We start from the raw sequence: 24,036 nt of genomic DNA on the forward strand, positions 1-24,036 counted from the left end.
TATGTGTTATCGAGACGAGCTCATCAGCCTTTAAGGCTGTCGAGGTCTTCCACGTTGATCGTGTCCAGGTTACGGAACAGGACCACCAGGATTGCCAGGCCGATTGCGGATTCGGCGGCAGCGACGGTCAGGATGAAGAACACGAAAATCTGCCCCGCCGCGTCGCCCAGGTAATGGGAAAACGCGATGAAGTTCAGGTTCACCGCCAGCAGCATCAATTCGATGGCCATCAGCAGGATGATGATGTTTTTCCGGTTCAGGAAGATGCCGACCACCGAGATCGCGAACAGGATCGCGCCCAGGATCAGGTAGTGTGCGAGCGACAAGGTCATTTTGGCTCCTTCGGTTCTGCGGCGGCAGCGGCAGCAGCAGCGGCTGCGGCGGCCTTCTCGACGTTCGCTGCGTCGATGGCGCGCTGGTTGACCGTTTCGACCTTGACGATCTTCAGGCGGTCGTTACGCTTGACGCGAACCGCTTGGCCCGGGTCGATGGCTTTGGTGTCCTTGCGCTTGCGCAGGGTCAGGGCGACGGCGGCGATGATCGCCACCAGCAGCACCACGGCGGCGATCTCGAAGCCGTAGATGTACTTGGTGTAGATCTGCAGGCCCAGTTCCTTGGTGCCGCCGATGTTCAGGGCGGCCGCTTCCGGCGTCTGCTCGAAGTCGACGAAACCGCGCCACAGGACGGCGGCCATCTCCAGCACGATCAGGGCGCCGATGCCGGACGCCAGGGGCAGGTAGCCCCAGAAGCCTTCGCGCATGCGGTCGATATTAATGTCGAGCATCATGACGACGAAGAGGAACAGCACCATGACGGCGCCCACATAGACCAGCACCAGCACGATGGCGAGGAATTCGGCCTTCAGCAGCAGCCAGATGCCGGCCGCGTTGAAGAAGGCCAGCACCAGGAACAGCGCGGCGTGGACCGGATTCTTGGCGGTGATGACGCGCAGTGCGGCCAGCACCATGATGGCCGCAAACACGTAGAACAGAACAGTTGTAAATGTCATGACTTACCCAGGACCCTTATGTTTTAGCGGTACTTCGCGTCCGCCTCGCGGGCGGCGGCGATGTCGGCTTCGTAGCGGTCGCCGACGGCGAGCAGCATCTCTTTGGTGTAGTAGAGATCGCCGCGTTTCTCGCCGTGGTATTCCAGCACGTGGGTTTCCACGATCGAGTCGACCGGGCACGATTCTTCGCAGAAGCCGCAGAAGATGCACTTGGTCAGGTCGATGTCGTAGCGCGTGGTGCGGCGGGTGCCGTCATCGCGCTGCGCTGATTCGATCGTGATCGCCATGGCCGGGCACACCGCTTCGCACAGCTTGCAGGCGATGCAGCGCTCTTCCCCGTTGGGGTAGCGACGCAGCGCATGCAGGCCGCGGAAGCGGTTCGACATGGGGGTCTTTTCTTCCGGGTACTGGACCGTGATCTTGCGCGACAGCGCATATTTCCCGGTCAGGGCAAGGCCCTTGATCAACTCGGTCAGCATCAGGCTACCGAGGATTTCTTTCATTCTGGACATTGTGCGTTCCTTACTTCCAAATATTCCACGGCGTCTGCATCCAGACGGCGACGACGACCAGCCAGATCAGGGTCAGCGGGATGAACACTTTCCAGCCCAGGCGCATGATCTGGTCATAGCGGTAGCGTGGGAAGGTACCGCGCACCCAGATGAAGAAGGTCACGAACAGGAAGGCCTTCAGGAACAGCCAGAAGAAGCCGATGAAGCCGCCAATGGTGCCGCCCACTTCGAGGAAGGCGAACGGCGCCGACCAGCCGCCCATGAAGAACAGCGAAGCCAGGGTACCGATCAGGATCATGTTGCCGTATTCGGCCAGCATGAACATCGCGTACGACATGCCCGAGTACTCGACCATGTGGCCGGCCACGATTTCCGATTCGCCTTCGATCACGTCGAACGGGTGACGACCGCACTCGGCCAGGCCCGACACGAGGTAGATGATGAACAGCGGGAACAGCGGCAGCCAGTTCCACGACAGGAAATTGATGCCCATGTCGGCGAACATGCCCACTTGCTGGCCGGCGACGATGCCCGACAGGTTCAGGGTGCCCGACACCATCAGCACGACCACCAGCACGAAGCCCATCGGGATTTCGTACGAGATCATCTGGGCCGAGGCGCGCATCGCGCCCATGAACGAGTACTTCGAGTTCGAGGCCCAGCCGGCGATGATGATGCCGTAGACTTCGACCGAGGTGATCGCCAGCAGCAGCAGCACGCCGGCGTTGACGTCGGCCAGCGCGAACTGCGGGCCGAACGGCACCACCGACCAGGCGGCCAGCGCCGGCATGATGGTCATGATCGGGCCGATGACGAACAGGTTGCGGTTCGCCTTGGCCGGGATCACGATTTCCTTGATCAGCAGCTTCAGGCCGTCGGCCATCGGCTGCAGCAGGCCGCCAGGGCCGACGCGGTTCGGGCCGATACGGATCTGGATCCAGCCGATGAATTTACGTTCCCACAGGGTGGCGTAGGCGATCGCGATCATCAGCGGCGCGACGACGGCGACGATCTTGATGATGGTCCAGACCAGCGGCCAGACCGGGCCGAGCAGGTCGGCGCCGCCGGCGTTGAATGAATCGATGTAACCGGGCGTTGCCATTACTTGCCCTCCCCTGCTTTTTCAACTTGGATGGAACCGAACATGGCGCCCAGGCCGCTCACAGCCGGATGGCCGGCGGCGACACGCACCGCGTTCGACGGCAGCGTCTTGTCGATATTCGCGACCAGGACGGCCGAGCCGTTGCCTTGCGTGACCTTGACCTTGTCGCCGGCATTCACGCCGATCGATTCGGCGACCGCTTTCGACAGGGTCACCAGCGGCGCATTCGCGTCGGCGGTGCGCTGCAGCGGCTCGGAGCGGCGCGATAGCGCATCGGTGAAGTACACCGGCACGTCGGTCAGGCGCTCGAGCTGGCCGGCCGGGGCATAGCTGCCCGCGGTTGGCGCCAGGCTCGCCTTGTTGTTCAGCTTGGCCGACAGGTCGGTATTGCCCTTGCCGAAGGCTTCGTCGCGGATCGATTCCGAGGTCTCGTAGTCGAAGCCGGTCAGGCCCAGCAGGTTGCCCAGCACGCGCAGCACTTTCCAGGCCGGACGCGCGTCGCCCAGCGGACGCACGGTGCCGTTGAAGCTCTGTGCACGGCCTTCGCAGTTGACAAAAGTGCCCGAGGTTTCCGAGAACGGCGCGATCGGCAGCAGCACGTCGGCGTAGTCCATGCCGTGCTTGAAGGCCGACATCGCGACCACCATTTCGGCTTGCTGCAGCGCGGCGACGGCTTGCTGCGGGTTGGCCGCATCCAGTTCCGGTTCCGCGTTCAGCAGCACATAGGCTTTCTTCGGCGTCGCGAACAGCGATTCCTTCTTGCCCGAGGTGGCGCCCACCAGGTGGCCGCCGACCGAGTTGGCGGCTTCGACCAGGTAGCCGAACGAGCAACCGGTCTGCTCGGCGATCCATTGCGCCGCAGCGTGGATCTTCGAGGCTTGCGGGTGTTGCGCGGCGGCGTTGCCCAGCAGGATCGCGCCCGGCACCTCGACGTCACCGACGACGACCAGCGAGGCGGCGATGGCTTTCGCCTGCTCCGACGCTTCGATGTTCTCGAAGCCGGCGGGGACGGCGATGTTCTTGTCGGCGGCGATGGCGACCACGACTTCCGACAGGGCGACCAGCCAGTCGCTCGGTGCGGCGACCAGCTTGTGAGCGACCTTCATCAGCAGTTCTTCATCGCTGCCACCCAGCACCGACAGGCGCAGGCCGGCCTTGGTGGCGGCGCGCAGGCGGGTGGTGGCCAGCGGGTGATCCTTGCGCAGGAAGGAACCGATGACCAGCGCGCGCTTCAGCGTCGACAGTTGCGCGATCGGCATGCCGAGCCATGGGGTCACCTGGCCGTCCAGTGCGAAATCGCTCTGGCGCAGGCGGAAGTCGACGTTATCCGAGCCGAAGCCACGGAAGGCCTTGTTCAGCAGGTACAGCTCTTCCACGGTCGAGTGGGCGGTGGCGACGGCCGCGAGGCTGTCGGCGCCGTGCTCGTGGCGGATATTGCGCAGGCCGTGGGCGACATATTCAAGGGCGGTCGACCATTCGGTCTCGATCCACTTGTTGTCCTGCTTGATCATCGGCTTGGTGAGGCGATCGGCATTGTCCAGCGCCTCGTACGAGAAACGCTCCTTGTCCGACAGCCAGCACTCGTTGACCGCTTCGTTCTCGAGCGGCAGCACACGCATCACCTTGCCGCCCTTGACCTGGACGATCAGGTTGGCGCCCAGCGAATCGTGCGGCGACACCGACTTGCGGCGCTGCAGTTCCCATGGACGTGCCGAGTAGCGGAACGGCTTGCTGGTCAGCGCGCCGACCGGGCACAGGTCGATCATGTTGCCAGACACTTCCGAGTCGACGGTCTTGCCGACGAAGGTGGTGATCTCGGAGTGCTCGCCGCGGCCCAGCATGCCGAATTCCATGACGCCGGCTACTTCTTGGCCGAAACGCACGCAACGGGTGCACTGGATGCAGCGCGACATCTCTTCCATCGAGATCAGCGGGCCGGCCTCTTTCGGGGCCACCACGCGCTTTTCTTCTTCGTAGCGCGAGCCGCTCTTGCCGTAGCCGACGGCCAGATCCTGCAGCTGGCATTCGCCGCCCTGGTCGCAGATCGGGCAATCCAGCGGATGGTTAATGAGCAGGAATTCCATCACGGACTTCTGCGCCTGCACCGCCTTGTCGCTGTGGCTGCGCACGACCATGCCCGGCGAGACCGGGGTGGCGCAGGCTGGCAAGGGCTTGGGCGCCTTTTCCACTTCGACCAGGCACATGCGGCAGTTCGCGGCGATCGACAATTTCTTGTGATAGCAGAAGTGCGGAATGTAGGTGCCGAGTTTGTTTGCGGCGTCCATCACCATGGAACCTGGTGGGACTTCGACTTTCTTGCCGTCTAATTCGATTTCAACCATTTGATCGTTACCTGACCTGGTTTAAAGGTATGCGGGCACGAGGCAGTGCTTGTGCTCGATGTGATATTCAAATTCCTGGCGGAAGTGCTTGATCATCGCCTGGACCGGCATCGCTGCCGCATCGCCGAGCGCGCAGATGGTGCGGCCCTTGATGTTGTCGGCGATATTGTTCAGCAGGTCCATGTCTTCCGGACGGCCCTGGCCGTTCTCGATGCGGTGGACCATGCGGTACATCCAGCCGGTGCCTTCGCGGCACGGGGTGCACTGGCCGCACGATTCTTCGTAATAGAAGTACGACAGGCGCAGCAGCGACTTGACCATGCAGCGGGTCTCGTCCATGACGATGACGGCGCCCGAACCCAGCATCGAGCCGGCTTTCGCGATCGAATCGTAGTCGAGGTCTGTCTGCATCATGAGGTCGCCCGGCACCACCGGCGCCGACGAACCGCCAGGAATCACAGCCTTGATCTTCTTGCCGCCGCGCATGCCGCCAGCCAGTTCCATCAGGGTCGCGAACGGCGTGCCCAGCGGGACTTCGTAGTTGCCCGGACGCTCGACGTCGCCCGAGATCGAGAAGATCTTGGTGCCGCCGTTGTTCGGTTTGCCCAGCGCCATGTAGTTCTCGGCGCCGATGTTCAGGATGAACGGGACGGCCGCGAACGTTTCGGTGTTGTTGATCGTGGTCGGCTTGCCATACAGGCCGAACGAGGCCGGGAATGGCGGCTTGAAGCGCGGCTGGCCCTTCTTGCCTTCGAGCGATTCCAACAAGGCGGTTTCTTCGCCGCAGATATAGGCGCCGTAGCCGTGGTGCGCGTGCAGCTGGAAGCTGAACTCGCTGCCCATGATGTTATTGCCCAGGAAGCCCGCCGCGCGCGCTTCTTCCAGCGCTTCTTCGAAACGCAGGTAGTCCTGGAAGATCTCGCCGTGGATGTAGTTGTAACCCACGGTGATGCCCATCGCGTAGGCGCCGATGGCCATGCCTTCGATCAGCGCATGCGGGTTGTAGCGGATGATGTCGCGGTCCTTGAACGTGCCCGGCTCGCCTTCGTCGGTATTGCAGACGAGGTATTTCTGGCCCGGGAACTGGCGCGGCATGAAGCTCCACTTCAGGCCGGTCGGGAAGCCGGCGCCGCCGCGGCCACGCAGGCCCGAGGCTTTCATGTCGGCGATGATCTGTTCCGGCGTGATCTTTTCTTCGATGATGCGGCGCAGCGCCGAATAGCCGCCACGCTTGACGTAGTCGGCCAGGTGCCAGTTTTCGCCGTTCAGGTTGGCGAGGATCAGCGGTTTGATGTGACGGTCGTGCAGGCTGGTCATTTCTTGAGTTCCTCTACCAGGGCGTCGATCTTGGCGTCGCTCATGAACGAACACATGCGGTGGTTATTCACCAGCATGACCGGCGCGTCGCCGCAGGCGCCCATGCACTCGCCTTCGAGCAGGGTGAACTGGCCGTCTTCGGTGGTGTCGCGGTAATCGATGCCCAGCTTGTCCTTCAGGAACTGGCCGGCGCGTTCGCCGCCCGACAGGGCGCATGGCAGGTTGGTGCACACGGTGATCTTGTGCTTGCCGACCGGCTTGATATTGAACATATTGTAGAAAGTCGCCACTTCCTGCACGGCGATGGCCGGCATGCCGATGTAGTCGGCGATCTCTTGCATGGTGTCAGGCGACAGCCAGCCCAGTTCGACCTGGGCGTGGGCCAGCGAAGCCATCACGGCCGACTGGCGTTGATCGGCTGGGTACTTGGCCAGCTCGCGATCGATTTTTTGATAGCACTGCGCGGATAACATAGTCTTCTCTCTGCCCTTTTCTTATCGGTCGATACTGCCGAACACGATGTCCTGGGTACCGATGATGGCCACCGCGTCAGCGATCATGTGGCCGCGTGCCATCTCGTCGAGGCTCTGCAGGTGGACGTAGTCCGGAGTGCGGATTTTCAGGCGGTATGGCTTGTTGGCGCCGTCGGAGACGATATAGATGCCGAACTCGCCCTTCGGGTGTTCGACCGCGGCATAGGCCTCGCCCTCGGGGACGTGGAAGCCTTCGGTGAACAGCTTGAAGTGGTGGATCAGCGATTCCATATTGGACTTCATGTCCATCCGGCTTGGCGGCGCGATCTTGTTGTTGTCGATCATCACCGGGCCCGGGTTGGCGCGCAGCCAGGCCAGGCACTGCTTGATGATGCGGTTCGACTGGCGCAGTTCTTCCACGCGCACCAGGTAGCGGTCGTACGAGTCGCCGTTGGTGCCGACCGGGATGTCGAACTCGACCTTGTCGTAGGCGGCGTACGGCTGGTGCTTGCGCAAGTCCCAGGCGATGCCCGAGCCGCGCAGCATGGCGCCGGTGAAGCCCATGGCTTTCGCGTCTTCCGGGCTGACCACACCGATGCCGACGGTACGCTGCTTCCAAATCCTGTTATCGGTCAACAGGGTCTCGTATTCGTCGACATAGCCGTCGAAACGCTTGGTGAAGGCGTCGAGGAAGTCGATGACCGAACCCTGGCGATGTTCGTTCAGCTCGGCGATCGCCTTGGCGCTGCGGATCGGCGATTGCTTGTGCTGCGGCATGGTGTCCGGCAGGTCGCGATACACGCCGCCCGGACGATAATAGGCCGCGTGCATGCGCGCGCCCGACACCGCTTCATACACGTCGAACAGGTCTTCGCGGTCGCGGAAGCAGTACAGGAACGGGCCCATGGCGCCGATGTCCAGCGCGTGCGCGCCCAGCCACATCAGGTGGTTCAGGATGCGGGTGATCTCGTCGAACATGGTGCGGATGTACTGGGCGCGGATCGGCGCTTCGATGCCGAGCAGCTTTTCGATCGCCAGCACGTAGCCGTGCTCGTTGCACATCATCGACACGTAGTCGAGGCGGTCCATGTAAGGAACCGACTGGAGGTAGGTGCGGGTTTCGGCCAGCTTCTCGGTACCGCGGTGCAGCAGGCCGATGTGCGGGTCGGCGCGCTGGATCACCTCGCCGTCGAGTTCCAGCACCAGGCGCAGCACGCCGTGCGCTGCCGGGTGCTGCGGACCAAAGTTCAGGGTGTAGTTCTTAAGCTCAGCCATTATTTCGTCCCGTAGGTCTCTTCGCGAATCACGCGCGGGATGTTCTCGCGCGGCTCGATCGTGACGGGTTGGTAGATCACGCGTTTCTGTTCCGGGTCGTAGCGCATTTCGACATAGCCCGAGATCGGGAAGTCCTTGCGGAACGGGTGGCCGATGAAGCCATAGTCGGTCAGGATGCGGCGCAGGTCGCCGTGGCCGTCGAACAGGATGCCGTACATGTCGAACGCTTCGCGCTCGAACCAGTTGGCGGCGCGCCAGATGCCGGTGATCGATTCGACCAGCGGCATGTCGTCGTCCGGGCAGAACACGCGCACGCGGACGCGCCAGTTCTTCGCCAGGGAAAGCAGGTGAACGACGACCGCGAAGCGCGGACCTTCATAGGTGCCTTCGCCATAGGTCGAATAGTCGACGCCGCACAGGTCGATCATCTGTTCGAACGCCAATTGCGGATCGTCGCGCAGGGTGGTCATGGTCTTGATGTAATCAGTTGCCTTGACCACCACCGTCACTTCGCCCAGCGCCGCCGAAATGGCAGCGCCCTCGCCCAGTGCATTTTTCAGGGCGAGTTCAAGGGTCTCGAGTTTTGTCGTCATGGAGTACGCCGTCCGTTTTTAGCGCGCGATGGTATTGGTGCGCTTGATCTTGTTCTGGAGCTGCATGATGCCGTAGAGCAGAGCTTCGGCAGTCGGCGGGCAGCCTGGCACGTACACATCGACCGGGACGATGCGATCGCAGCCGCGCACCACCGAGTAGGAATAGTGGTAGTAGCCGCCGCCGTTGGCACAGGAACCCATCGAGATCACCCAGCGCGGCTCGGCCATCTGGTCGTAGACCTTGCGCAGCGCCGGCGCCATCTTGTTGCACAGCGTGCCGGCGACGATCATCACGTCGGACTGACGCGGCGATGGACGGAACACGATGCCGAAGCGGTCCATGTCGTAGCGGGCCGCGCCCACGTGCATCATCTCGACCGCGCAGCAGGCCAGACCGAACGTCATCGGGAACATCGACCCGGTACGCGCCCAGTTGATCAGCTTGTCGGCTGTGGTGGTGATGAAACCTTCGTTTAATACGCCTTCAATTGCCATGGCTTATTCCCAATCAAGGGCACCTTTCTTCCAGATGTACCAGAAACCGACCACGAACTCGGCGATGAACACCATCATCGTGATGAAACCGGTCCAACCCAGCTCGCGCATCGAGACGCCCCATGGGAAGAAGAATGCCGTTTCCAGATCAAACAAAATGAACAAGATCGCGATCAGGTAGTACCTGACGTCGAACTTCATGCGTGCGTCTTCGAAGGCTTCGAAGCCGCATTCATACGGGGACAGCTTGGCTTCGTCGGGCTTGTGCGGGCCCAGCAGGCGGCCAAGCACCTGCGGGGCGACACCGACGCCGATGCCAACCAGGATAAAGAGAAGAACGGGGAGATAGTTTTCGAGGCTCACAGCTGAAGCTTCCTGAACGATCGGTTAATGAAATGCTGCGTAGGGATGCAGCACCGAATCGTGCGAACCTGGCTTCAAGCCTGCCACCAGGACCGGACGACGATCCTCGTAAAAAAGCCAGCTCAGGCATGAGGAAAAACTCGTGCGCCCTTGCTGGCTTTCTTTCTAAATTTTGGTGCCGACGGCGAGACTCGAACTCGCACAGCTTGCGCCACTACCCCCTCAAGATAGCGTGTCTACCAATTTCACCACGTCGGCTGGAGACCAGTATTTTACCCTGCCTTAGCATTACTTATCAATGCTCAAATTGCGTAATCACAAGGATATTTGCGAATTTTTTGAATCACGTCGCCGATTATTCGATGAGCCGGCAATTACTTGCCCACTCGTGGCGACATTCTTCCCGCAGGTGCGCGATCAATGTCCTAGCCGCACTCACCAGCGGATTCGGCAAGTCCATTCACGCGCCGCAATATTCTACGCCTAAAAAGACAAACGCGCCGATAAAACGGCGCGTTTGCATGTTGTTATTGTGGCGCGTTAGCCGCGCCGGGCGACAATCACTTCGCCGGAGCTGCCGGCGCAGGCGCTGCCGGGACCTCGGTTGCCGGAGCGGCCGGGGCCGGGGTTGCTGGAATGGCTGCGGCCGGTGCGGCATTGTTGGCCGGCAGGGTCGGCACGTCGGCCGGTGCGGTCTGAGCCGGTGCGCCGCCAGGGATGCCAGTAGCTGGCGCCTGGCTCGACGGCACGGTGACGCGGCCCATGACGCCGCCGCCGCTCTCGCCGCTGCCGCTGTTGCCGATATAGGCCAGGGCCAGGGTCGAACCGAAGAAGATGGCGGCCGCCACGGCGGTCGACTTCGACAGGAAGTTCGACGAACCCGAGGCGCCGAACAGGCTGCCCGATGCGCCCGAGCCGAAGGCCGCGCCCATGTCGGCGCCCTTACCGTGCTGCATCAGCACCAGGCCGATAATGGCCAGGGCCGAAACAACCTGCACGACGATAATCAAATTGAACCAGATCATTGCAATTCCATTCCAAGTTTAAAACAACGTTTTTAAATTTCTTATATTTTCAAAAGATTCGAAAATTCGTGATGCTTTGAAGCAGGTTTTATTCAGCTTGCTTAGCGCTCCGCCTGCGCGGCCCGAATAATCCCGAGAAAATCACTCGACTTTAATGCAGCCCCACCGATCAGGCCGCCATCGATATCCGGCTGCGCCATCAGATCGCCTGCATTCTCCGGCTTCATGCTGCCGCCGTAAAGGATTTGTACGTTTTCGGCCGCCTCGGCGTTGCGGCTGCGCAATTTATCACGCAAGAAGGCGTGTACTTCCTGGGCCATCGCCGGCGTCGCCGTCTTGCCGGTGCCGATCGCCCACACCGGCTCGTAGGCCAGCACCAGCTTCGGCACGGCATCCGCGCCCACCACTTCCAGCACCGCGTCGAGCTGGGCGCCGACCACGTCTTGCGTGGCGCCCGCCTCGCGCTGGTCCAGCGTTTCGCCGACGCACACGATCGGGGTCAGGCCGGCATCCAGCGCCGCCCTGGCCTTGCGCGCGACGAGGTCGTTCGATTCACCATGGTAGGCGCGGCGCTCGGAGTGGCCGACGATCACGTAACGGCAGCCGAAATCCTGCAGCATCGAGGAACAGACTTCGCCGGTGAAGGCGCCGCACGGCTCGGTCGCGACGTCTTGCGCGCCCCAGGCCATTGCACTGCCTGCGAGAAGTTGTTCACACTGGAACAGGTAGGGAGCGGGGACGCAGACGGCGCTCGCGGCGCCCGCCTCGTTCAATCCAGCGAGAATACCTTGCAGCAGCTGTGCATTGGCTGCACGGCTGCCGTTCATCTTCCAGTTACCTACGACGAGTTTGGGACGCATACTACCCCATGTCAAATAACCCGCTATTCTAGCGGTCGATCATATGGCGGTCAAACAAAGGCTGAGCTGCTCAGCTCGCTGATTTTTGCCTGGAAACCGCCGCCACTGCGTGCCCGCGAGGCCTTCCTGGCCCGGCCGGCACGCCCCTTTTTCAACCGTGTCAGCCTGGCTGCACCTGCAGCACGATCTTGCCGACGTGGGTGCTCGACTCCATCAGGGCATGCGCCTGAGCCGCCTGCGCCAAGGGGAAGACCTGATGGATCACCGGCTTGATCTTGCCCTGGGCGAACAGCGGCCAGGCGTGCTCGCGCAGCTGGCGCGCGATCGCCGCCTTGAAGTCGACCGGCCGCGGACGCAAGGTCGAGCCGGTGACCGTCAGACGGCGCCGCAGCACCTGCCCCATGTCGAGGTCGGCGCGCGCGCCGCCCAGCAGCGCGATCACGACCAGGCGGCCATCGTCGGCCAGGCAATCGATCTCGCGCGCCACATAATCTCCCGCGACCATGTCCAGAATTACATCGACACCTTTGCCGTTCGTGAGTTCCTTGACCACGGCGACGAAATCCTCGTCGCGGTAATTGATGCCGCGTTCGGCGCCGAGCGCCTCGACGGCGCGGCATTTGTCCGCGCTGCCGGCGGTGGCGAACACACGGTGGCCCAACGCCCTGGCCAGCTGGATCGCGGTCACGCCGATGCCCGAGCTGCCACCCTGCACCAGCAGGCTCTCGCCCGCGGACAGGCGGGCGCGGTCGAACACATTGCTCCACACCGTGAAATACGTTTCCGGCAAGGTGGCCGCTTCGAGCGCGCTCAGGCCTTGCGGCACCGGCAGGCATTGCGCGAGCGGCGCGGCGCAGTATTCGGCATACCCGCCGCCCTGCACCAGCGCGCACACCAGGTCGCCCTTCTTGAAATCGCTGCCGTCCAGGTCGCCGTCGACGATCTCGCCCGCCACTTCCAGGCCCGGCAGATCGGAGGCGCCGGGCGGCACCGGGTATTTACCCAGGCGCTGCAGCACGTCGGGCCGGTTGATGCCGGCCGCATGGACCTTGATGAGCACTTCGCCGGCTTTCAGGGCCGGCGTCGGGCGCTCGCACAGTTGCAGGACTTCCGGCTTGCCGGGCTGGGTGATCTCGATGGCGCGCATGGTTGCTCCCGTGTTAGCAAAACCGTAATTGTACGGGAGTCGGGGCCGGCTTGCGCGCCGCCGTGCGCGTTGCTAGGCGCCCTGCTCGACAGCCGCCAGCGCCTGGCGCGCCATGGCGAGGGCGCCGGCATAGCTGCGGGCGGCGGCGATGAAGCGGCCAGTGTGGCAGAACACGGCGTCCTCGACGCCGGTGACGGCCGCCAGCTCGGCTTCGCGCAGGCCGGCCCAGGCTTCCGGCAGGTCGGCCCTGGCGTCGAAGCTCTCGGTGTCGACCGAGACCGTGTGCAGCATGTAACGCTGTTCGGTCAAGCTGTGGCTGATGACAAACAGGACCTTCGGCATTTCCTTGCGCACCACACTGCTCCAGGGCAGCGCGGCGTTCTTCAGGAACAGGAGCCTGCCGTCTTCGAGCACCTCGGCCTGGCGCACCTGGGTTACGGCCAGCATCGCGCCGACGCGGTAGCGCACGGCGTTGCCCATGATATCGGTCAGGAACTCGACGGCGCGCATGAACTGGCCCATGCGGTAGACCTCCACCGCCTCGCCATAGCCCAGGCGCTGCTCGTCGAGCCAGCCGGGATTGAAGCCGGACACCACTGCCGACAAGCCATAGCTGCCCGGCGCATTCTTGGCCACTCCGACGTCCGACAGGTCGAGGTATTGCACGATGTCGGCATCGATCGCGTAGGCGATCTGCTGGGCCGTGTCGTCCGCCAGCCGCTCGCCGGTATGGCGCTCGGCCAGGGCGGCGACGCAGCGCGCGCCATACTCGCGCCAGACCAGGCCGGCGCTGGCATAGGGCACGCCGGATGCGCGGGCGCCGTCGAATTCCTTCTGGTGGTGGTCGAAGCGGCCAGTGGCCGGGTCCCAGACCCCGCCGACGTCGATCGCGAAGTCGGCGGCATCGATCCTGGCCTGTTCGCGGGTACGGACGACGTCCGCCTCGGGGAACAGCACCTTCAGGACGGCGACCGCCCACGCATCATCCGCGTGGAATTTGCCGCCGTGAGTGGCAATCAACATACATGCTCCAAATGGTCGCCGCGCCATTGCCACTGTATTGACAGGCGCGCGCGAGTGAATCGAAGCCGAAGCCTACCATGCGGACCTGTCCCGGCGCGCCCTTCCATCGCTGTTTTGGGCAATTTCCTGGCTTTGCGCGCCCAGTGCGCGCGCCAGCATCTTGTGCCGGTGCGCGAACAGCAGCTTGACCATGGCGCGCACGACCGGCGTGGCGAAACGGGGCGCGAACGACAAATGATCGGTGATCAGGGCGCCGCGGCCGTCGGCCGCCGGCGTGATCACGCGCTCATGCCGCCAGGCGTGCATCGAGAGCAGTTGCGACTGCTCGACGAAGCGGTGGCCCGGCACGATCTCGGTAAACGTCAGCTTCGACATATCGACCGGAAACAAGCCGAACAGCAAGAACTGGCACCGGCCCAGCGACTTGCCGAGCATCGTATTGGCGCCGATATCCGTCATCCCCTTGGGAAACACGAGCTTCAGCAAAGGCCGCATCTCGGCGCGCACGCTCTGGAGCGAGGTCGACCAGGCCCAGGCTTCCTGGGTCGAGACCGGCACCTGGGTCGTCATCGTCAATTCAACATCCGCCATCGTCATCTCCTCATCGATGTATGCAGCCTCATGCTGGACCGCATCGGCAATCTGCTCAGTTCGCCAGATCGCTTACCGCCAACTTTAGATGATCGGAATTTTCTTGCTGGAATCGCAATCAAAGTGGCCTTCGATTTCGCGCAACGAACTGGCCGCTTGCCATCTTTTCCACATCGCCCGACAAGACTAGATTGTCATTACGAGCTCATGCGTATCGCATGGGCGCCCGATGGAGCAGCACATGAACCGTTTCCTGTCCGCCCTCGCCGCGGCCGCGCGCCGGCTATTGCCGCAGGTTTACCTCACACCCGCATTGCGCCGCCTGCTGCTGGCCAGCGCCATGCTGGCCGCGGCCATCACCCTGGCCGGCCAGCCGGCGGCAGCCCAATCATGGGACACCAGCCACTGGACCGCGAGCTGGGGCGCGGCGCCGGCCGGACCGCCTGCGGACGCCAGCCCGCACACCTTCACTGACCAGACCCTGCGCCTGGTCGTCCAGTCCAGCGTGGGCGGCAACCGTGTGCGCATCCGCCTGTCGAACGAGCTGGGGTTGACGCCGCTGCGGATCGGCGCCGCGCGCATCGGCCTGCGCGCCCAGGGTTCGGACGTGGCGCCCGGCACCGACCGCGCACTGACGTTCGGCGGGCGCGCCAGCGTGACGATCCCGGCCGGCGCGCCGGCGCTGTCCGACCCGGTCGAACTGCACCTGCCGCCGCTCGCCCAGGTGGCCGTCAGCCTGTACCTGCCGGGCGCCGTGCAGGCGCCCACCCTGCACGGCCAGGCGCGCCAGACCAGCTATGTGTCGTCCACCGGCGACCATACCGCCAGCGCCAGTCTGCCGGTCCAGCGCACGATCACGGCCTGGCCTTTCCTGACGGCGCTGGAAGTCGACGGCATGCGCGGCGCCATCGTCGTGCTGGGCGACGCGCTCACCGACGGCGCGCGCAGCACCAGTGACGCCAACCGGCGCTGGACCGACGTGCTGGCGCGGCGCCTGCAGGCCGAGCGCGACGCCGGTGCGCGTCTTGGCGTGATCAACCGGGGCATCGCCGGCAACCGCCTGCTCGCCGACAACCCGGCCAACCCGCTGGCCGGACGCAGCGCCCTGGCGCGCTTCGAGCGCGACGTGCTGGCCACGAGCGGCGCGCGCCAGCTGGTGCTGATGGTCGGCATCGAGGATATCGGCAACGGGTCGGCGGCCAATCCGGTCACGCTGGACGACATGGTGGCAGGCTATCGCCAGCTGATCGCGCGCGCCCGCGCCGCGCGCATCGCGGTGACCGGCGCAACGCTGGCGCCGTTCGAAGGCGCGGCGTCGCATTCGATCCAGTATTCGGTCGAGAAGGAAACGCTGCGCCAGACGGTGAATGCCTGGATCCGCAGCAGCGGCGAGTTCGATTCGGTGTTCGACGCCGACCGCGTGCTGCGCGATCCGGCGCGTCCGAGCCGGCTGCTGCCGGCCTATGACAGCGGCGACCACCTGCACCCGAACGACCGTGGTTACCAGGCGCTGGGCGAGGCGATGCCGCTGCCCAATACCCGCTGAATGCCTACAGGTTGGCGCCGGTCTTCGACGCGACCGGCAGGGCCGTGCCCACTTTCCAGGTGCGCGACAAGGCCTGCGCTTCTTCAACCTGTTCCTGCGTCATTTTCTTGGCGATCGCGGCGCGCTGCTCGACGGCATTGCGGTGGCCGCCGGCCGCGGCCAGGTTGTACAGCATATAGGCCAGCACCGCATCCTGCGGCACGCCGGCCACGCTGTAGCGGTACATCAGCCCGAGCGCGTGCTGGGCGTCGGGGTTGCCCTGCTCGGCCGCCTTGCGGAACCAGCCCACGGCGTGTTTCTGGTCTTGCGGCACGGCATTGCCGGTGTAATACATGGCGCCGACCACGTACTGGGCGTCGGCCTTGCCCTGCTCGGCCGCCTTCAGGTGCCAGGCGAAGGCCTGCTTGTAGTCGCGCGTGACGCCGCGGCCCATGTAATACATCAGGCCCAGCAGGTGCTGGGCGTCGGGATTGCCGGCCTTGGCCAACGGACTGATTTCTTTCAATGCCAGTGCATAGTTGCGGGCGTTGTAGGCGCTCGCGCCCTCCGCAAAGCCGGCCCGGGCGCTCGCCTGCAGGCCGAGTTGCAGGCCGATGGCAAGTAGCGTCACAAGGAGTATTTTTTTCATGTCTCGTGCACAGAATCTGGATCGTTATTTCCAGTTGACCTTGCCCAGGCCATCGAGGGCGACCTTGCGATTGGCCGGCTTGCCGAACACCGTCACCGATCCCATGCCCGACAGCGCGAGGTTGGCGCTGCGCTGCGCGTTGACGGTGGCGTTGCCGAGACCGGACAAGTCCAGCGTGACCGCCTCGACCGTGCAGGCCTGGGCGTCCAACCCGCCCAATCCGCCGAGTTCGGCCCTGAGGTTCTTGCTGCGCCCGCTCAGGGTCACGTAGCCGGCCCCGCCCAGGCTCAGGTCGACGTGCTCGCTGTTGACGCCCTGGATCTTGAGGTTGCCGACGCCGCCCAGGCTGGCCTTGATGGTGCGGTATTCCGACGATGATACATACATCGAGCCCGCCCCATCGAGATTGATGTTCAGCGTCTCCCCGGCAAACCCGCTGACGACGGTGGAACCGACGCTTTCCGACGACACCGCCTGCAGGTTCGGCAGCACCAGTTCGGCCTGCAGGCCGGACGAACGGCCGAAGCTGAAGCCGGCATTGCGGCCCTCGGTCTCGATGTTCAGGGTATCCCCTTTCTGCGACGTCGTGGTTCGCGACAGCAGGCGCGCATCGCCGGTGAGCACCAGGGCCGGGGTCGCCCCCTGCCGGATCCTCAGGTCCCCCACCCCCTCGAGCTTGACGCGCACCACCCGCGCGTCGATCGGACGGGTCTCGCTGCTCGTCTCCGGCGCGGCCTCGGCGACGCCGATCGCCGCACAGAACAAGGCGCACGGCACGGCAATGGCGGCGCCCAGCTTGATCAGGTGGTTCATCCATTCTCTCCAGTAAATTCTTGCGCCGGCCTCGCGCCGGGACTTGTCATGTTGCAACTATAGCCTGAAAGCCAGGCGGGTCGATGGCCGATGCGACGAACTGCACGAATCGCCGCCCGAAATGCACACGCCGGCGATGGATGCCGTCTGCATGACGTCAGCATAAGATGCGATGGCACAATAAAAAGACCACTTAACAACATGCCATTGCGCTAAGATGAGCCGCCGACGGCTCGCCGCCGTCGTCCTACCATTCATCATGAGGTCTCCATGCGCATGCGCCAATTACCTGTCCTGATGGCCGGGCTCACCCTGTCGATCTCGGCCTTCGCCGCCCCGAGCGACCAGTGGACCCTGCCGGTCAATACCAAGAAGCTCGACAACGGCCTGACCGTCATCGTGTCCGAAGACCGCAGCTCGCCGACCGTCGGCGTCTCGGTCGTGTATCACGTCGGCATGCGCCTCGAGCCGAAGAACCGCACCGGCTTCGCCCACCTGTTCGAACACCTGATGTTCCAGGGCACGCCGAACGCGCCGAAGGGCGTGTTCGACACCACCATCACCGCCGGCGGCGGCTGGAACAACGGCTCGACCCGCCCCGACTTCACCAATTACATCGAGACCGCCCCGGCATCGAGCCTGGAGCCGATCCTGTGGCTGGAAGCGGACCGCATGAAGACGCTGGACTTCAACCCGACCACGCTGAAGAACCAGCAGGACGTGGTCAAGGAAGAGATCCGCGTCAACGTCAAGAACCAGCCCTACGGCGGTTTCATGTGGATCGACATCAGCCAGCACGCCTTCCAGAAATGGGAGAACAACCACGACGGCTACGGCAGCTTCGAAGACCTGGAAAACGCCAGCCTGGACGACGTGCGCGCCTTCCACCGCGACTATTACGGCCCGAACAATGCGGTGCTGGCGATCGCCGGCGACATCACGCCGCAGCAGGGCTTCGCGCTGGCCGAGAAATACTTCGGCGGCATCGCGGCGCGCCCGGTGCCGAAGGGCACCGATTTCTCGGAGCCGCTGAACACCGCCGAAAAACGGCTGGAGCAGAGCGACGCCCTGGCCCAGGTGCCGGCCATCGCGGCGGCCTGGAAGGTGCCGGAACGCGGCAGCCTCGACCAGGCGCCGATCGCGGTGCTGGCCGAGCTGCTGGGCGGCGGCGACGCCTCGCTGTTCTACCAGGGCCTGGTGAAGGGCCGCGAGATCGCCCTCAACGTCGACACCATGTTCGGCCTGACCAGCCCATGGGAATACAACGGCCCGACCCTGATGACCGTGTTCGCGCTGTACAAGCCGGACAGCAGCGCCGACGCCGTGCTCAAGGCGATGGACGAAGAGATCGCCAGGATCGCGAAGGACGGCGTCGACGATGCCACCCTGAAGCGCGTCAAGACGCGCATGCTGGCCGACTGGAACAACAAGCTGGAAAGCTTCGTCAACCGCGCCGACACCCTGGCCAAGCTGCAGACCCTGTGGGGCGACGCCAACGTGGTCAACAAGATCCCGGGCTGGATCGAGGGCGTGACCTCGAACGACATCCAGCGCGCGGTCAAGACCTACCTGGTGCCGGCCAACCGCACCGTCATCGACCGCAAGCCGGCCGCCATGATCGAAGCGGCCAAGACCGCCTCGGCCACCACCAACACCAAATAAGGAGCGCATCATGAACAAACTGATGCTCGCACTTGCCGTTTCTCTCGCATTCGCGCCGGCGGCCTACTCCGCCGACGTCAAGACGCCGTCCGGCATGCCGGCCTATGGCCAGGAAAAATCGATCCCGGCGCCGAAGATCGCCAAGCAGACCCTCTCCAATGGCCTGACCGTGTGGGTCGTGCCGCGCGAGGGCCTGCCGCGCGTGGACTACGTGCTGGCGCTGCGCGGCGCCGGCTTCGCGGCCGACGCGCCGAACCAGAGCGGCTTTGCCGCCATGCTGGCCGGCATGCTCAACGAAGGCACCGCCAAGCGCGACTCGCGCGCCATCGCCGAAGCGGCCCAGGGCATGGGCGGCGAAGTGGCGGCCAGCCCGGCCGCCGACGGCATCATCCTGTCCGCCAACGCCCTCGCCTCGCAGGCGCCGGCCATGCTGAACCTGATGGCCGAGATCGCGCGCCAGCCGTCCTTCCCCGAGAACGAAGTGGCGCTGGCCAAGGCCAATGCGCTGCAGTCGCTGCGCGTGTCCGAGACCCAGCCGACCTTCCGCGCCGAGCGCGCGATCAAGAAGGCCGTGTATGCCGACCACCCGTATGGCCGCACCGACCCGACGATCGAATCGATCAATGCCGTCAGCGCCGCGATGCTGCGCGCCGAGCATGCGAAACGCTTCCGTCCCGACCGCGCGCTGCTGGTGGTCACCGGCCGCATCAGCGAGGCTGAGGCCATGAAGCTTGCCAGGGCCGCCTTCGGCGACTGGAAGGCCAGCGGCTCCGCCCTGCCCGATACTCCGGCAGCCGCGACCGGCGTGAAGCCCGCGCGCATCCTGCTCAAGCGCGACGGCAGCGTGCAGTCGACCTTGCGCCTGGGCAGCCCCGGCATCGCGGCCAGCGCGGCGGACCAGATCCCGCTGCGCCTGACCAGCACCATCCTGGGCGGCGGGTTCTCGAGCCGCATCAACACCAATCTGCGCGAGGAAAAGGGCTATACCTATGGCGCCTCGGCCGGCGCGCGCATGAGCCGCGCGGGCGGCATGATGGTGGGCGGCGCCGACGTGCGCAATGAAGTCACCGGCGCTTCGCTGGAAGAGTACTTCAAGGAATACAAGCGCCTGGGCGCCGAGCTGGTGCCGGCCAAGGAAATGGACATGAACAAGCGCTACGTCGCGGGCGGCTACCTGCTCAGCAACCAGCTGCAGCGTTCGGTCGCCAATACCCTGGCCGCCAACTGGCTGGTCGGCCTGCCGCCGGAATTTTTGGGCGAATACGTGCCGCAGATCCAGAAGGTCACGCCGGAGCAGGTGCGCACCGTGGCGCGCAAGTATTTCGCGCCCGAGAACCAGTCGATCGTGGTGGTCGGCGATCCGTCCAAGCTCGAGGAACAGCTCAAGCCGTATGGCGCGTTCACCGTGACGGACAAGTAATCCAAAGGCACATCCTGGCCCGAAGGCCCCGCGACCCTCGCGGGGCCTTTTTTATGGGTTGTCAAGACCGGGACCCGGGTCCATCCTTATGCTGCAGCCTTGCATACAAGGAGTGAGACATGGCAACGCGCTACTACATCACGCTTGGCGCCTCGACCACGGCCGGCGGCACCGTGACCTCGGCCAGCTCGCTGCTGGCGCTCGATGGCGTGAAGGTCGCGCTCGAAGGCGACCAGGTGTCCTGCCCCGTCTGCGGCACGACCGGCATCATCGGCCTCGACGGTCCGCGCCTGCCGGCGCGCCACGACGGCCGGCAATACGCCCTCGACGGCGACCTGTGCCTGTGCCGCTGCGATCCGCCGCCGCGGCTGGTCGCGGTGCAGCACCTGTGCGGCCAGTAACCGACGCTAGTCCGGCACGCCCAGGATCACGCTCGAGGCCTTGAACAGGGCGGTCGCCGCCGCGCCCTCGGCCAGCTCGAGCGCATCCACGCTTTCATTGGTGATGGTGGCCGCCACGCTGCCGCCGCCCGCCAGCGCGATCACGACCTCGGAGTTGACCGCGCCGCGCATCAGCCGCGTGACCTGGCCCTGCAGCCGGTTGCGCGCCGACAGCCGCGCGCCGTCGCCGGCCGTCATCACGATCACCGACGACGATTTGATCAGCGCGAAGGCCTGCCGGCCCGGCGCCAGCCCGAGATTCTCCGCGCTCTCGCGCGTGACGATGGCGACGATCGTCTGCCCGCCCGCGATCTCGAGCTCGACCTCGTCGTTGACGGCGCCGCGCGCCACCCGGGCCACCGTGCCGAAGAACTGGTTGCGTGCGCTGGTCCTCATCTTGAACCTCGTAAAAAGTGCCAGGTCGTCGACCACGTCGCCGGCCTGGCGGTTGAGTCGGTCGAGAAAGTCATGGTGCACCTGCTCGATCATCCTGAAATTGTCCACCAGCTGCCGGCCACGCGCCGTGAGCCGCGTACCGCCGCCCCCCTTGCCGCCGGTGACGCGCTCGACCAGCGCCTCGCCCGCGAGATTGTTCATCGTGTCGATCGCATCCCAGGCCGCCTTGTAGCTCAGGCCGACCGCCTTGGCCGCACCGGTAATGGAGCCGAGCTGCCCGATCGCCGCCAGCAGTTCGACCCGGTTGCCGCCGCCGAGGTTCTCGCCGCCGACCGTCATCCAGACCTTGCCGTCGAGGCCGATGCGCTTGTCATCTGTGCTCATCTATTGTCGCCTGCCGTTTCGTTATATACTTAAGTAAATAGCGCTTGCTCATCAGACCAGCAGGCTACCACGATGTTCCCATCCTTATCTGGAGAAATGACATGAAACGCCTTGCCAGCCTGATCGCCATACTGACTGTCATGGGGACGGCGCACGCCGGCGAGGTGCAGGTCGCGGTCGCCGCCAACTTCGCCGGTCCGATGGAAAAGCTGGCCGAGCAATTCCAGCGCGACACCGGCCACAAGGCCGTCGTCGCCACCGGCGCCACCGGCAAGTTCTACGCCCAGATCCGCAACGGGGCGCCGTTCGAGGTGCTGCTGGCGGCCGACGACGACACCCCGGCCAGGCTCGAAACCGAGGGCCACGTCGCGGCCGGCAGCCGCTTCACCTACGCGGTCGGCCGCCTGGTGCTGTGGTCGGCCAGGGGCGGCGTCGTGGATGCCGGCGGTAATGTGCTCAAGACCGGCAGCTACAAGCACCTGGCGATCGCCAATCCGAAGACCGCGCCGTACGGCGCCGCGGCGGTCGCCACCCTGCGCAAGCTTGGCCTGTACGAGAGCGTGCAGCCGCGCATCGTCCAGGGCGAGAACATCGCCCAGGCCTGGCAGTTCGCCAGCACCGGCAATGCCGAACTGGGCTTCGTGGCCCAGGCCCAGGTCTGGCGCGACGGCAAGTTCACGTCGGGTTCGGGCTGGATCGTCCCGGCCACCATGCACGCGCCGATCCGCCAGGACGCGGCGCTGCTGGCCAAGGGCGCCGGCAACCCGGCGGCCCAGGCGCTGCTGCAATACCTGCGCACCGACAAGGCGAAAGCCCTGATCCGCACCTTCGGCTACGAAGTCTGAACGGATGCTGGATGGTTCGGATCTCGCCGCGATCTGGCTGACGCTCAGGCTGGCCACGGTCGTCACCCTGCTGTTGCTGGTCTTCGGCACGCCGCTGGCCTGGTGGCTGGCGCGCACCCAGTCCAGGCTGCGGCACGCGGTCGGGGCGGTGGTCGCGCTGCCGCTGGTGCTGCCGCCGACCGTGATCGGCTTCTACCTGCTGCTGGCGATGGGCCCCGATGGTCCGCTCGGCCAGTTGACCACGGCGCTGGGCCTGGGCACGCTGTCCTTCACCTTCACCGGCCTCGTCATCGGTTCGGTGTTCTATTCGCTGCCTTTCGTGGTGCAGCCGCTGCAGAATGCCTTCGAGGCGGTCGGCGCGCGCCCGCTGGAAGTGGCGGCCACGCTGGGCGCCACGCCCTGGGACGCCTTCTGGTCGGTGGTGGTGCCGCTGGCGCGGCCCGGCTTCGTCACCGGCGCCATCCTCGGCTTCGCCCACACCATCGGCGAGTTCGGGGTGGTGCTCATGATCGGCGGGAACATCCCCGACAAGACGCGCGTGGTCTCGACCCAGATCTACGACCACGTGGAAGCGATGGAATACGCGCAGGCCCACTGGCTGGCCGGCGGCATGCTGGTGTTCTCGTTCGTGGTGCTGCTGGTGTTGTACACGCTGTATCCGCAATCTGTCAGGGGGACGCGCCGATGAGCGGCATCCGCATCAAGGCAAGAATCGATCGGGGCGCTTTCACCCTCGACGCCGACCTCGACCTGCCGGACCACGGCGTGAGCGCGCTGTTCGGCCATTCCGGCTCGGGCAAGACCACGCTGCTGCGCATCCTGGCCGGACTGGAACGGGCGCCCGGCGCCGTCATCGCCGTGGGCGACGAAACCTGGCAGGACGATGCGCGCGGCGTGTACGTGCCGACCCACCGGCGCGGCATCGGCTACGTGTTCCAGGAGGCGAGCCTGTTCGACCATCTCGACGTGCGCGCCAACCTGGAGTTCGGCCTCAAGCGCCTGGCGCCGGGCGCGCGCCGCTTCGAGCTCGGGCCCGTGACCGAACTGCTCGGCATCGGGCACCTGCTGGACCAGCGCCCGGCCACGCTGTCTGGCGGCGAACGCCAGCGCGCCGCGATCGCGCGCACCCTGCTCGCCTCGCCGCGCCTGCTGCTGATGGACGAGCCGCTGGCGGCGCTGGACATGAAGCGCAAGCAGGAAATCCTGCCCTATCTCGAGCGCCTGCACGACGAGCTGGCGCTGCCGGTGGTCTATGTCAGCCACTCGGCCGACGAAGTGGCGCGCCTGGCCGACTACCTGGTGGTGCTGGAGCAGGGACGGGTGCTGGCCAGCGGACCGCTGGCCGACACGCTGGCGCGGCTCGACCTGGCGGCGAACTTCGAGGACGATGCCGGCGTGATGATCGAGACCGTGCTCGCCGAACGCGACGCCGACGACCTGTCGCACCTGGCGTTTCCCGGCGGCGTGCTGCTGGTCGGTCGGCGCGACGCCGCCATTGGCAGCCGGGTGCGCTGCCGCATCCATGCGCGCGACGTCAGCCTGGCGCTCGAGCGCCCGCGCGGCAGCAGCATCACCAACATCCTGCCGGCCGTCGTCGATGCGGTGGGTCCGTCCACGACGCCGGGCCAGGTGCTGGTGCGTTTGAAGATCGGCGCGACCGTGCTGCTGGCGCGCATCACCGAGCGCTCGCGGCGCGAGCTGGCGGTGGAGCCGGGATGTGCGCTGTGGGCGCAGGTGAAGGCGGTGGCGCTGCTGGCGTGATCGTCGTTCCCGCG

General features: G+C 65.1%; 26 protein-coding genes and 1 tRNA gene. 7 read left to right on the forward strand and 20 right to left on the reverse strand.

The features are described from left to right. Positions 1-23: 23 nt before the first annotated feature. From nuoK to KY496_RS09945, 17 genes are all read right to left on the reverse strand, one after another. Positions 24-332 (reverse strand): NADH-quinone oxidoreductase subunit NuoK, encoded by a 309-nt coding sequence (gene nuoK, locus KY496_RS09865; RefSeq protein WP_005666445.1) that lies wholly within the window; start codon positions 330-332, stop codon positions 24-26. Continuing rightward, a complete protein-coding gene (locus KY496_RS09870; RefSeq protein WP_005666444.1) occupies positions 329-1,009 on the reverse strand; it encodes an NADH-quinone oxidoreductase subunit J in 681 nt (226 codons plus the stop codon). Before KY496_RS09870 ends, nuoK begins: the two co-directional genes overlap by 4 nt. Before the next feature lie 23 nt (positions 1,010-1,032). Then, entirely contained in the window at positions 1,033-1,521 is a 489-nt protein-coding gene (gene nuoI / locus KY496_RS09875) for an NADH-quinone oxidoreductase subunit NuoI (protein ID WP_005666441.1), read from the reverse strand. Between the two features lie 10 nt (positions 1,522-1,531). Beyond that, entirely contained in the window at positions 1,532-2,623 is a 1,092-nt protein-coding gene (gene nuoH / locus KY496_RS09880; protein ID WP_005666438.1) for an NADH-quinone oxidoreductase subunit NuoH, read from the reverse strand. Beyond that, a complete protein-coding gene (gene nuoG / locus KY496_RS09885) occupies positions 2,623-4,965 on the reverse strand; it encodes an NADH-quinone oxidoreductase subunit NuoG (RefSeq protein WP_219864626.1) in 2,343 nt (780 codons plus the stop codon). The genes nuoH and nuoG overlap by 1 nt, the downstream gene beginning before the upstream one ends. A 21-nt stretch (positions 4,966-4,986) precedes the next feature. Then, entirely contained in the window at positions 4,987-6,282 is a 1,296-nt protein-coding gene (nuoF, locus tag KY496_RS09890) for an NADH-quinone oxidoreductase subunit NuoF (RefSeq protein WP_005666435.1), read from the reverse strand. Continuing rightward, complete coding sequence (gene nuoE, locus KY496_RS09895) at positions 6,279-6,755, reverse strand: NADH-quinone oxidoreductase subunit NuoE (RefSeq protein ID WP_005666433.1); 477 nt, start codon at positions 6,753-6,755, stop codon at positions 6,279-6,281. The genes nuoF and nuoE overlap by 4 nt, the downstream gene beginning before the upstream one ends. A 21-nt stretch (positions 6,756-6,776) precedes the next feature. Then, on the reverse strand, positions 6,777-8,030 hold the full coding sequence (locus KY496_RS09900) for an NADH-quinone oxidoreductase subunit D (protein WP_005666431.1): 1,254 nt from the start codon (positions 8,028-8,030) through the stop codon (positions 6,777-6,779). Next, positions 8,030-8,623 (reverse strand): NADH-quinone oxidoreductase subunit C, encoded by a 594-nt coding sequence (locus tag KY496_RS09905; RefSeq protein ID WP_005666430.1) that lies wholly within the window; start codon positions 8,621-8,623, stop codon positions 8,030-8,032. The genes KY496_RS09900 and KY496_RS09905 overlap by 1 nt, the downstream gene beginning before the upstream one ends. A gap of 18 nt (positions 8,624-8,641) precedes the next feature. After that, positions 8,642-9,118, reverse strand: coding sequence for an NADH-quinone oxidoreductase subunit B family protein (locus KY496_RS09910; RefSeq protein WP_005666428.1), 477 nt, complete (start codon positions 9,116-9,118; stop codon positions 8,642-8,644). A 3-nt stretch (positions 9,119-9,121) separates the two neighbouring features. Further along, the gene (locus tag KY496_RS09915; RefSeq protein WP_184239390.1) at positions 9,122-9,481 is read right to left on the reverse strand and encodes an NADH-quinone oxidoreductase subunit A; all 360 of its coding nucleotides are present in this window, start codon (positions 9,479-9,481) and stop codon (positions 9,122-9,124) included. Positions 9,482-9,654: 173 nt separating this feature from the next. Continuing rightward, positions 9,655-9,739, reverse strand: a tRNA-Leu gene (locus KY496_RS09920). Between the two features lie 302 nt (positions 9,740-10,041). Further along, entirely contained in the window at positions 10,042-10,506 is a 465-nt protein-coding gene (gene secG, locus KY496_RS09925; protein ID WP_005666424.1) for a preprotein translocase subunit SecG, read from the reverse strand. 101 nt (positions 10,507-10,607) lie between these two features. Beyond that, complete coding sequence (gene tpiA / locus KY496_RS09930; protein ID WP_184239392.1) at positions 10,608-11,366, reverse strand: triose-phosphate isomerase; 759 nt, start codon at positions 11,364-11,366, stop codon at positions 10,608-10,610. Positions 11,367-11,526: 160 nt separating this feature from the next. Continuing rightward, on the reverse strand, positions 11,527-12,513 hold the full coding sequence (locus KY496_RS09935) for an NAD(P)H-quinone oxidoreductase (RefSeq protein WP_071362014.1): 987 nt from the start codon (positions 12,511-12,513) through the stop codon (positions 11,527-11,529). A 72-nt stretch (positions 12,514-12,585) separates the two neighbouring features. Further along, the gene (locus tag KY496_RS09940) at positions 12,586-13,536 is read right to left on the reverse strand and encodes an MYG1 family protein (RefSeq protein ID WP_219864627.1); all 951 of its coding nucleotides are present in this window, start codon (positions 13,534-13,536) and stop codon (positions 12,586-12,588) included. 72 nt (positions 13,537-13,608) lie between these two features. Then, positions 13,609-14,127 carry a hypothetical protein gene (locus KY496_RS09945; RefSeq protein ID WP_219864628.1) on the reverse strand — a complete coding sequence of 173 codons (519 nt, stop codon included), beginning with the start codon at positions 14,125-14,127 and terminating at the stop codon, positions 13,609-13,611. A gap of 241 nt (positions 14,128-14,368) precedes the next feature. Between KY496_RS09945 and KY496_RS09950 the strand changes: the two genes are divergently transcribed. Further along, positions 14,369-15,673, forward strand: coding sequence for an SGNH/GDSL hydrolase family protein (locus KY496_RS09950; RefSeq protein ID WP_219864629.1), 1,305 nt, complete (start codon positions 14,369-14,371; stop codon positions 15,671-15,673). Between the two features lie 4 nt (positions 15,674-15,677). Here the strand turns inward: KY496_RS09950 and KY496_RS09955 are convergent, their stop codons facing one another. Next, the gene (locus KY496_RS09955) at positions 15,678-16,301 is read right to left on the reverse strand and encodes a tetratricopeptide repeat protein (RefSeq protein WP_071362011.1); all 624 of its coding nucleotides are present in this window, start codon (positions 16,299-16,301) and stop codon (positions 15,678-15,680) included. 24 nt (positions 16,302-16,325) lie between these two features. Beyond that, positions 16,326-17,114 carry a GIN domain-containing protein gene (locus KY496_RS09960; protein WP_005666407.1) on the reverse strand — a complete coding sequence of 263 codons (789 nt, stop codon included), beginning with the start codon at positions 17,112-17,114 and terminating at the stop codon, positions 16,326-16,328. A 276-nt stretch (positions 17,115-17,390) separates the two neighbouring features. On the opposite strand from KY496_RS09960, the gene KY496_RS09965 reads away from it, so the two are divergent. The 3 genes from KY496_RS09965 to KY496_RS09975 all read left to right on the forward strand — a co-directional run bounded on the left by KY496_RS09965 (position 17,391) and on the right by KY496_RS09975 (position 20,597). Continuing rightward, on the forward strand, positions 17,391-18,776 hold the full coding sequence (locus KY496_RS09965; RefSeq protein ID WP_229520492.1) for a pitrilysin family protein: 1,386 nt from the start codon (positions 17,391-17,393) through the stop codon (positions 18,774-18,776). Between the two features lie 10 nt (positions 18,777-18,786). Beyond that, complete coding sequence (locus KY496_RS09970; protein ID WP_219864631.1) at positions 18,787-20,196, forward strand: pitrilysin family protein; 1,410 nt, start codon at positions 18,787-18,789, stop codon at positions 20,194-20,196. Between the two features lie 119 nt (positions 20,197-20,315). Continuing rightward, positions 20,316-20,597, forward strand: coding sequence for a PAAR domain-containing protein (locus KY496_RS09975; protein WP_005666401.1), 282 nt, complete (start codon positions 20,316-20,318; stop codon positions 20,595-20,597). A gap of 6 nt (positions 20,598-20,603) precedes the next feature. On the opposite strand, the gene KY496_RS09980 is transcribed toward KY496_RS09975, so the two are convergent. Continuing rightward, positions 20,604-21,416: a TOBE domain-containing protein gene (locus KY496_RS09980; protein WP_219864632.1), complete on the reverse strand. Its 813-nt coding sequence runs from the start codon at positions 21,414-21,416 to the stop codon at positions 20,604-20,606. Positions 21,417-21,517: 101 nt separating this feature from the next. Here KY496_RS09980 and modA point away from each other — a divergent pair, with 101 nt between their 5' ends. The 3 genes from modA to modC are packed head-to-tail and all read left to right on the forward strand — an operon-like array spanning position 21,518 to position 24,022. Further along, positions 21,518-22,261, forward strand: a complete 744-nt coding sequence (gene modA, locus KY496_RS09985; protein WP_219864633.1) for a molybdate ABC transporter substrate-binding protein — start codon at positions 21,518-21,520, stop codon at positions 22,259-22,261. Between the two features lie 4 nt (positions 22,262-22,265). After that, on the forward strand, positions 22,266-22,949 hold the full coding sequence (modB, locus tag KY496_RS09990; RefSeq protein ID WP_219864634.1) for a molybdate ABC transporter permease subunit: 684 nt from the start codon (positions 22,266-22,268) through the stop codon (positions 22,947-22,949). Next, a complete protein-coding gene (gene modC / locus KY496_RS09995) occupies positions 22,946-24,022 on the forward strand; it encodes a molybdenum ABC transporter ATP-binding protein (RefSeq protein WP_219864635.1) in 1,077 nt (358 codons plus the stop codon). Before modB ends, modC begins: the two co-directional genes overlap by 4 nt. The last annotated feature ends 14 nt before the right edge of the window (positions 24,023-24,036 follow it).

The organism is Massilia sp. NP310, assembly GCF_019443485.1.
Lineage (GTDB): Bacteria > Pseudomonadota > Gammaproteobacteria > Burkholderiales > Burkholderiaceae_D > Telluria > Telluria timonae.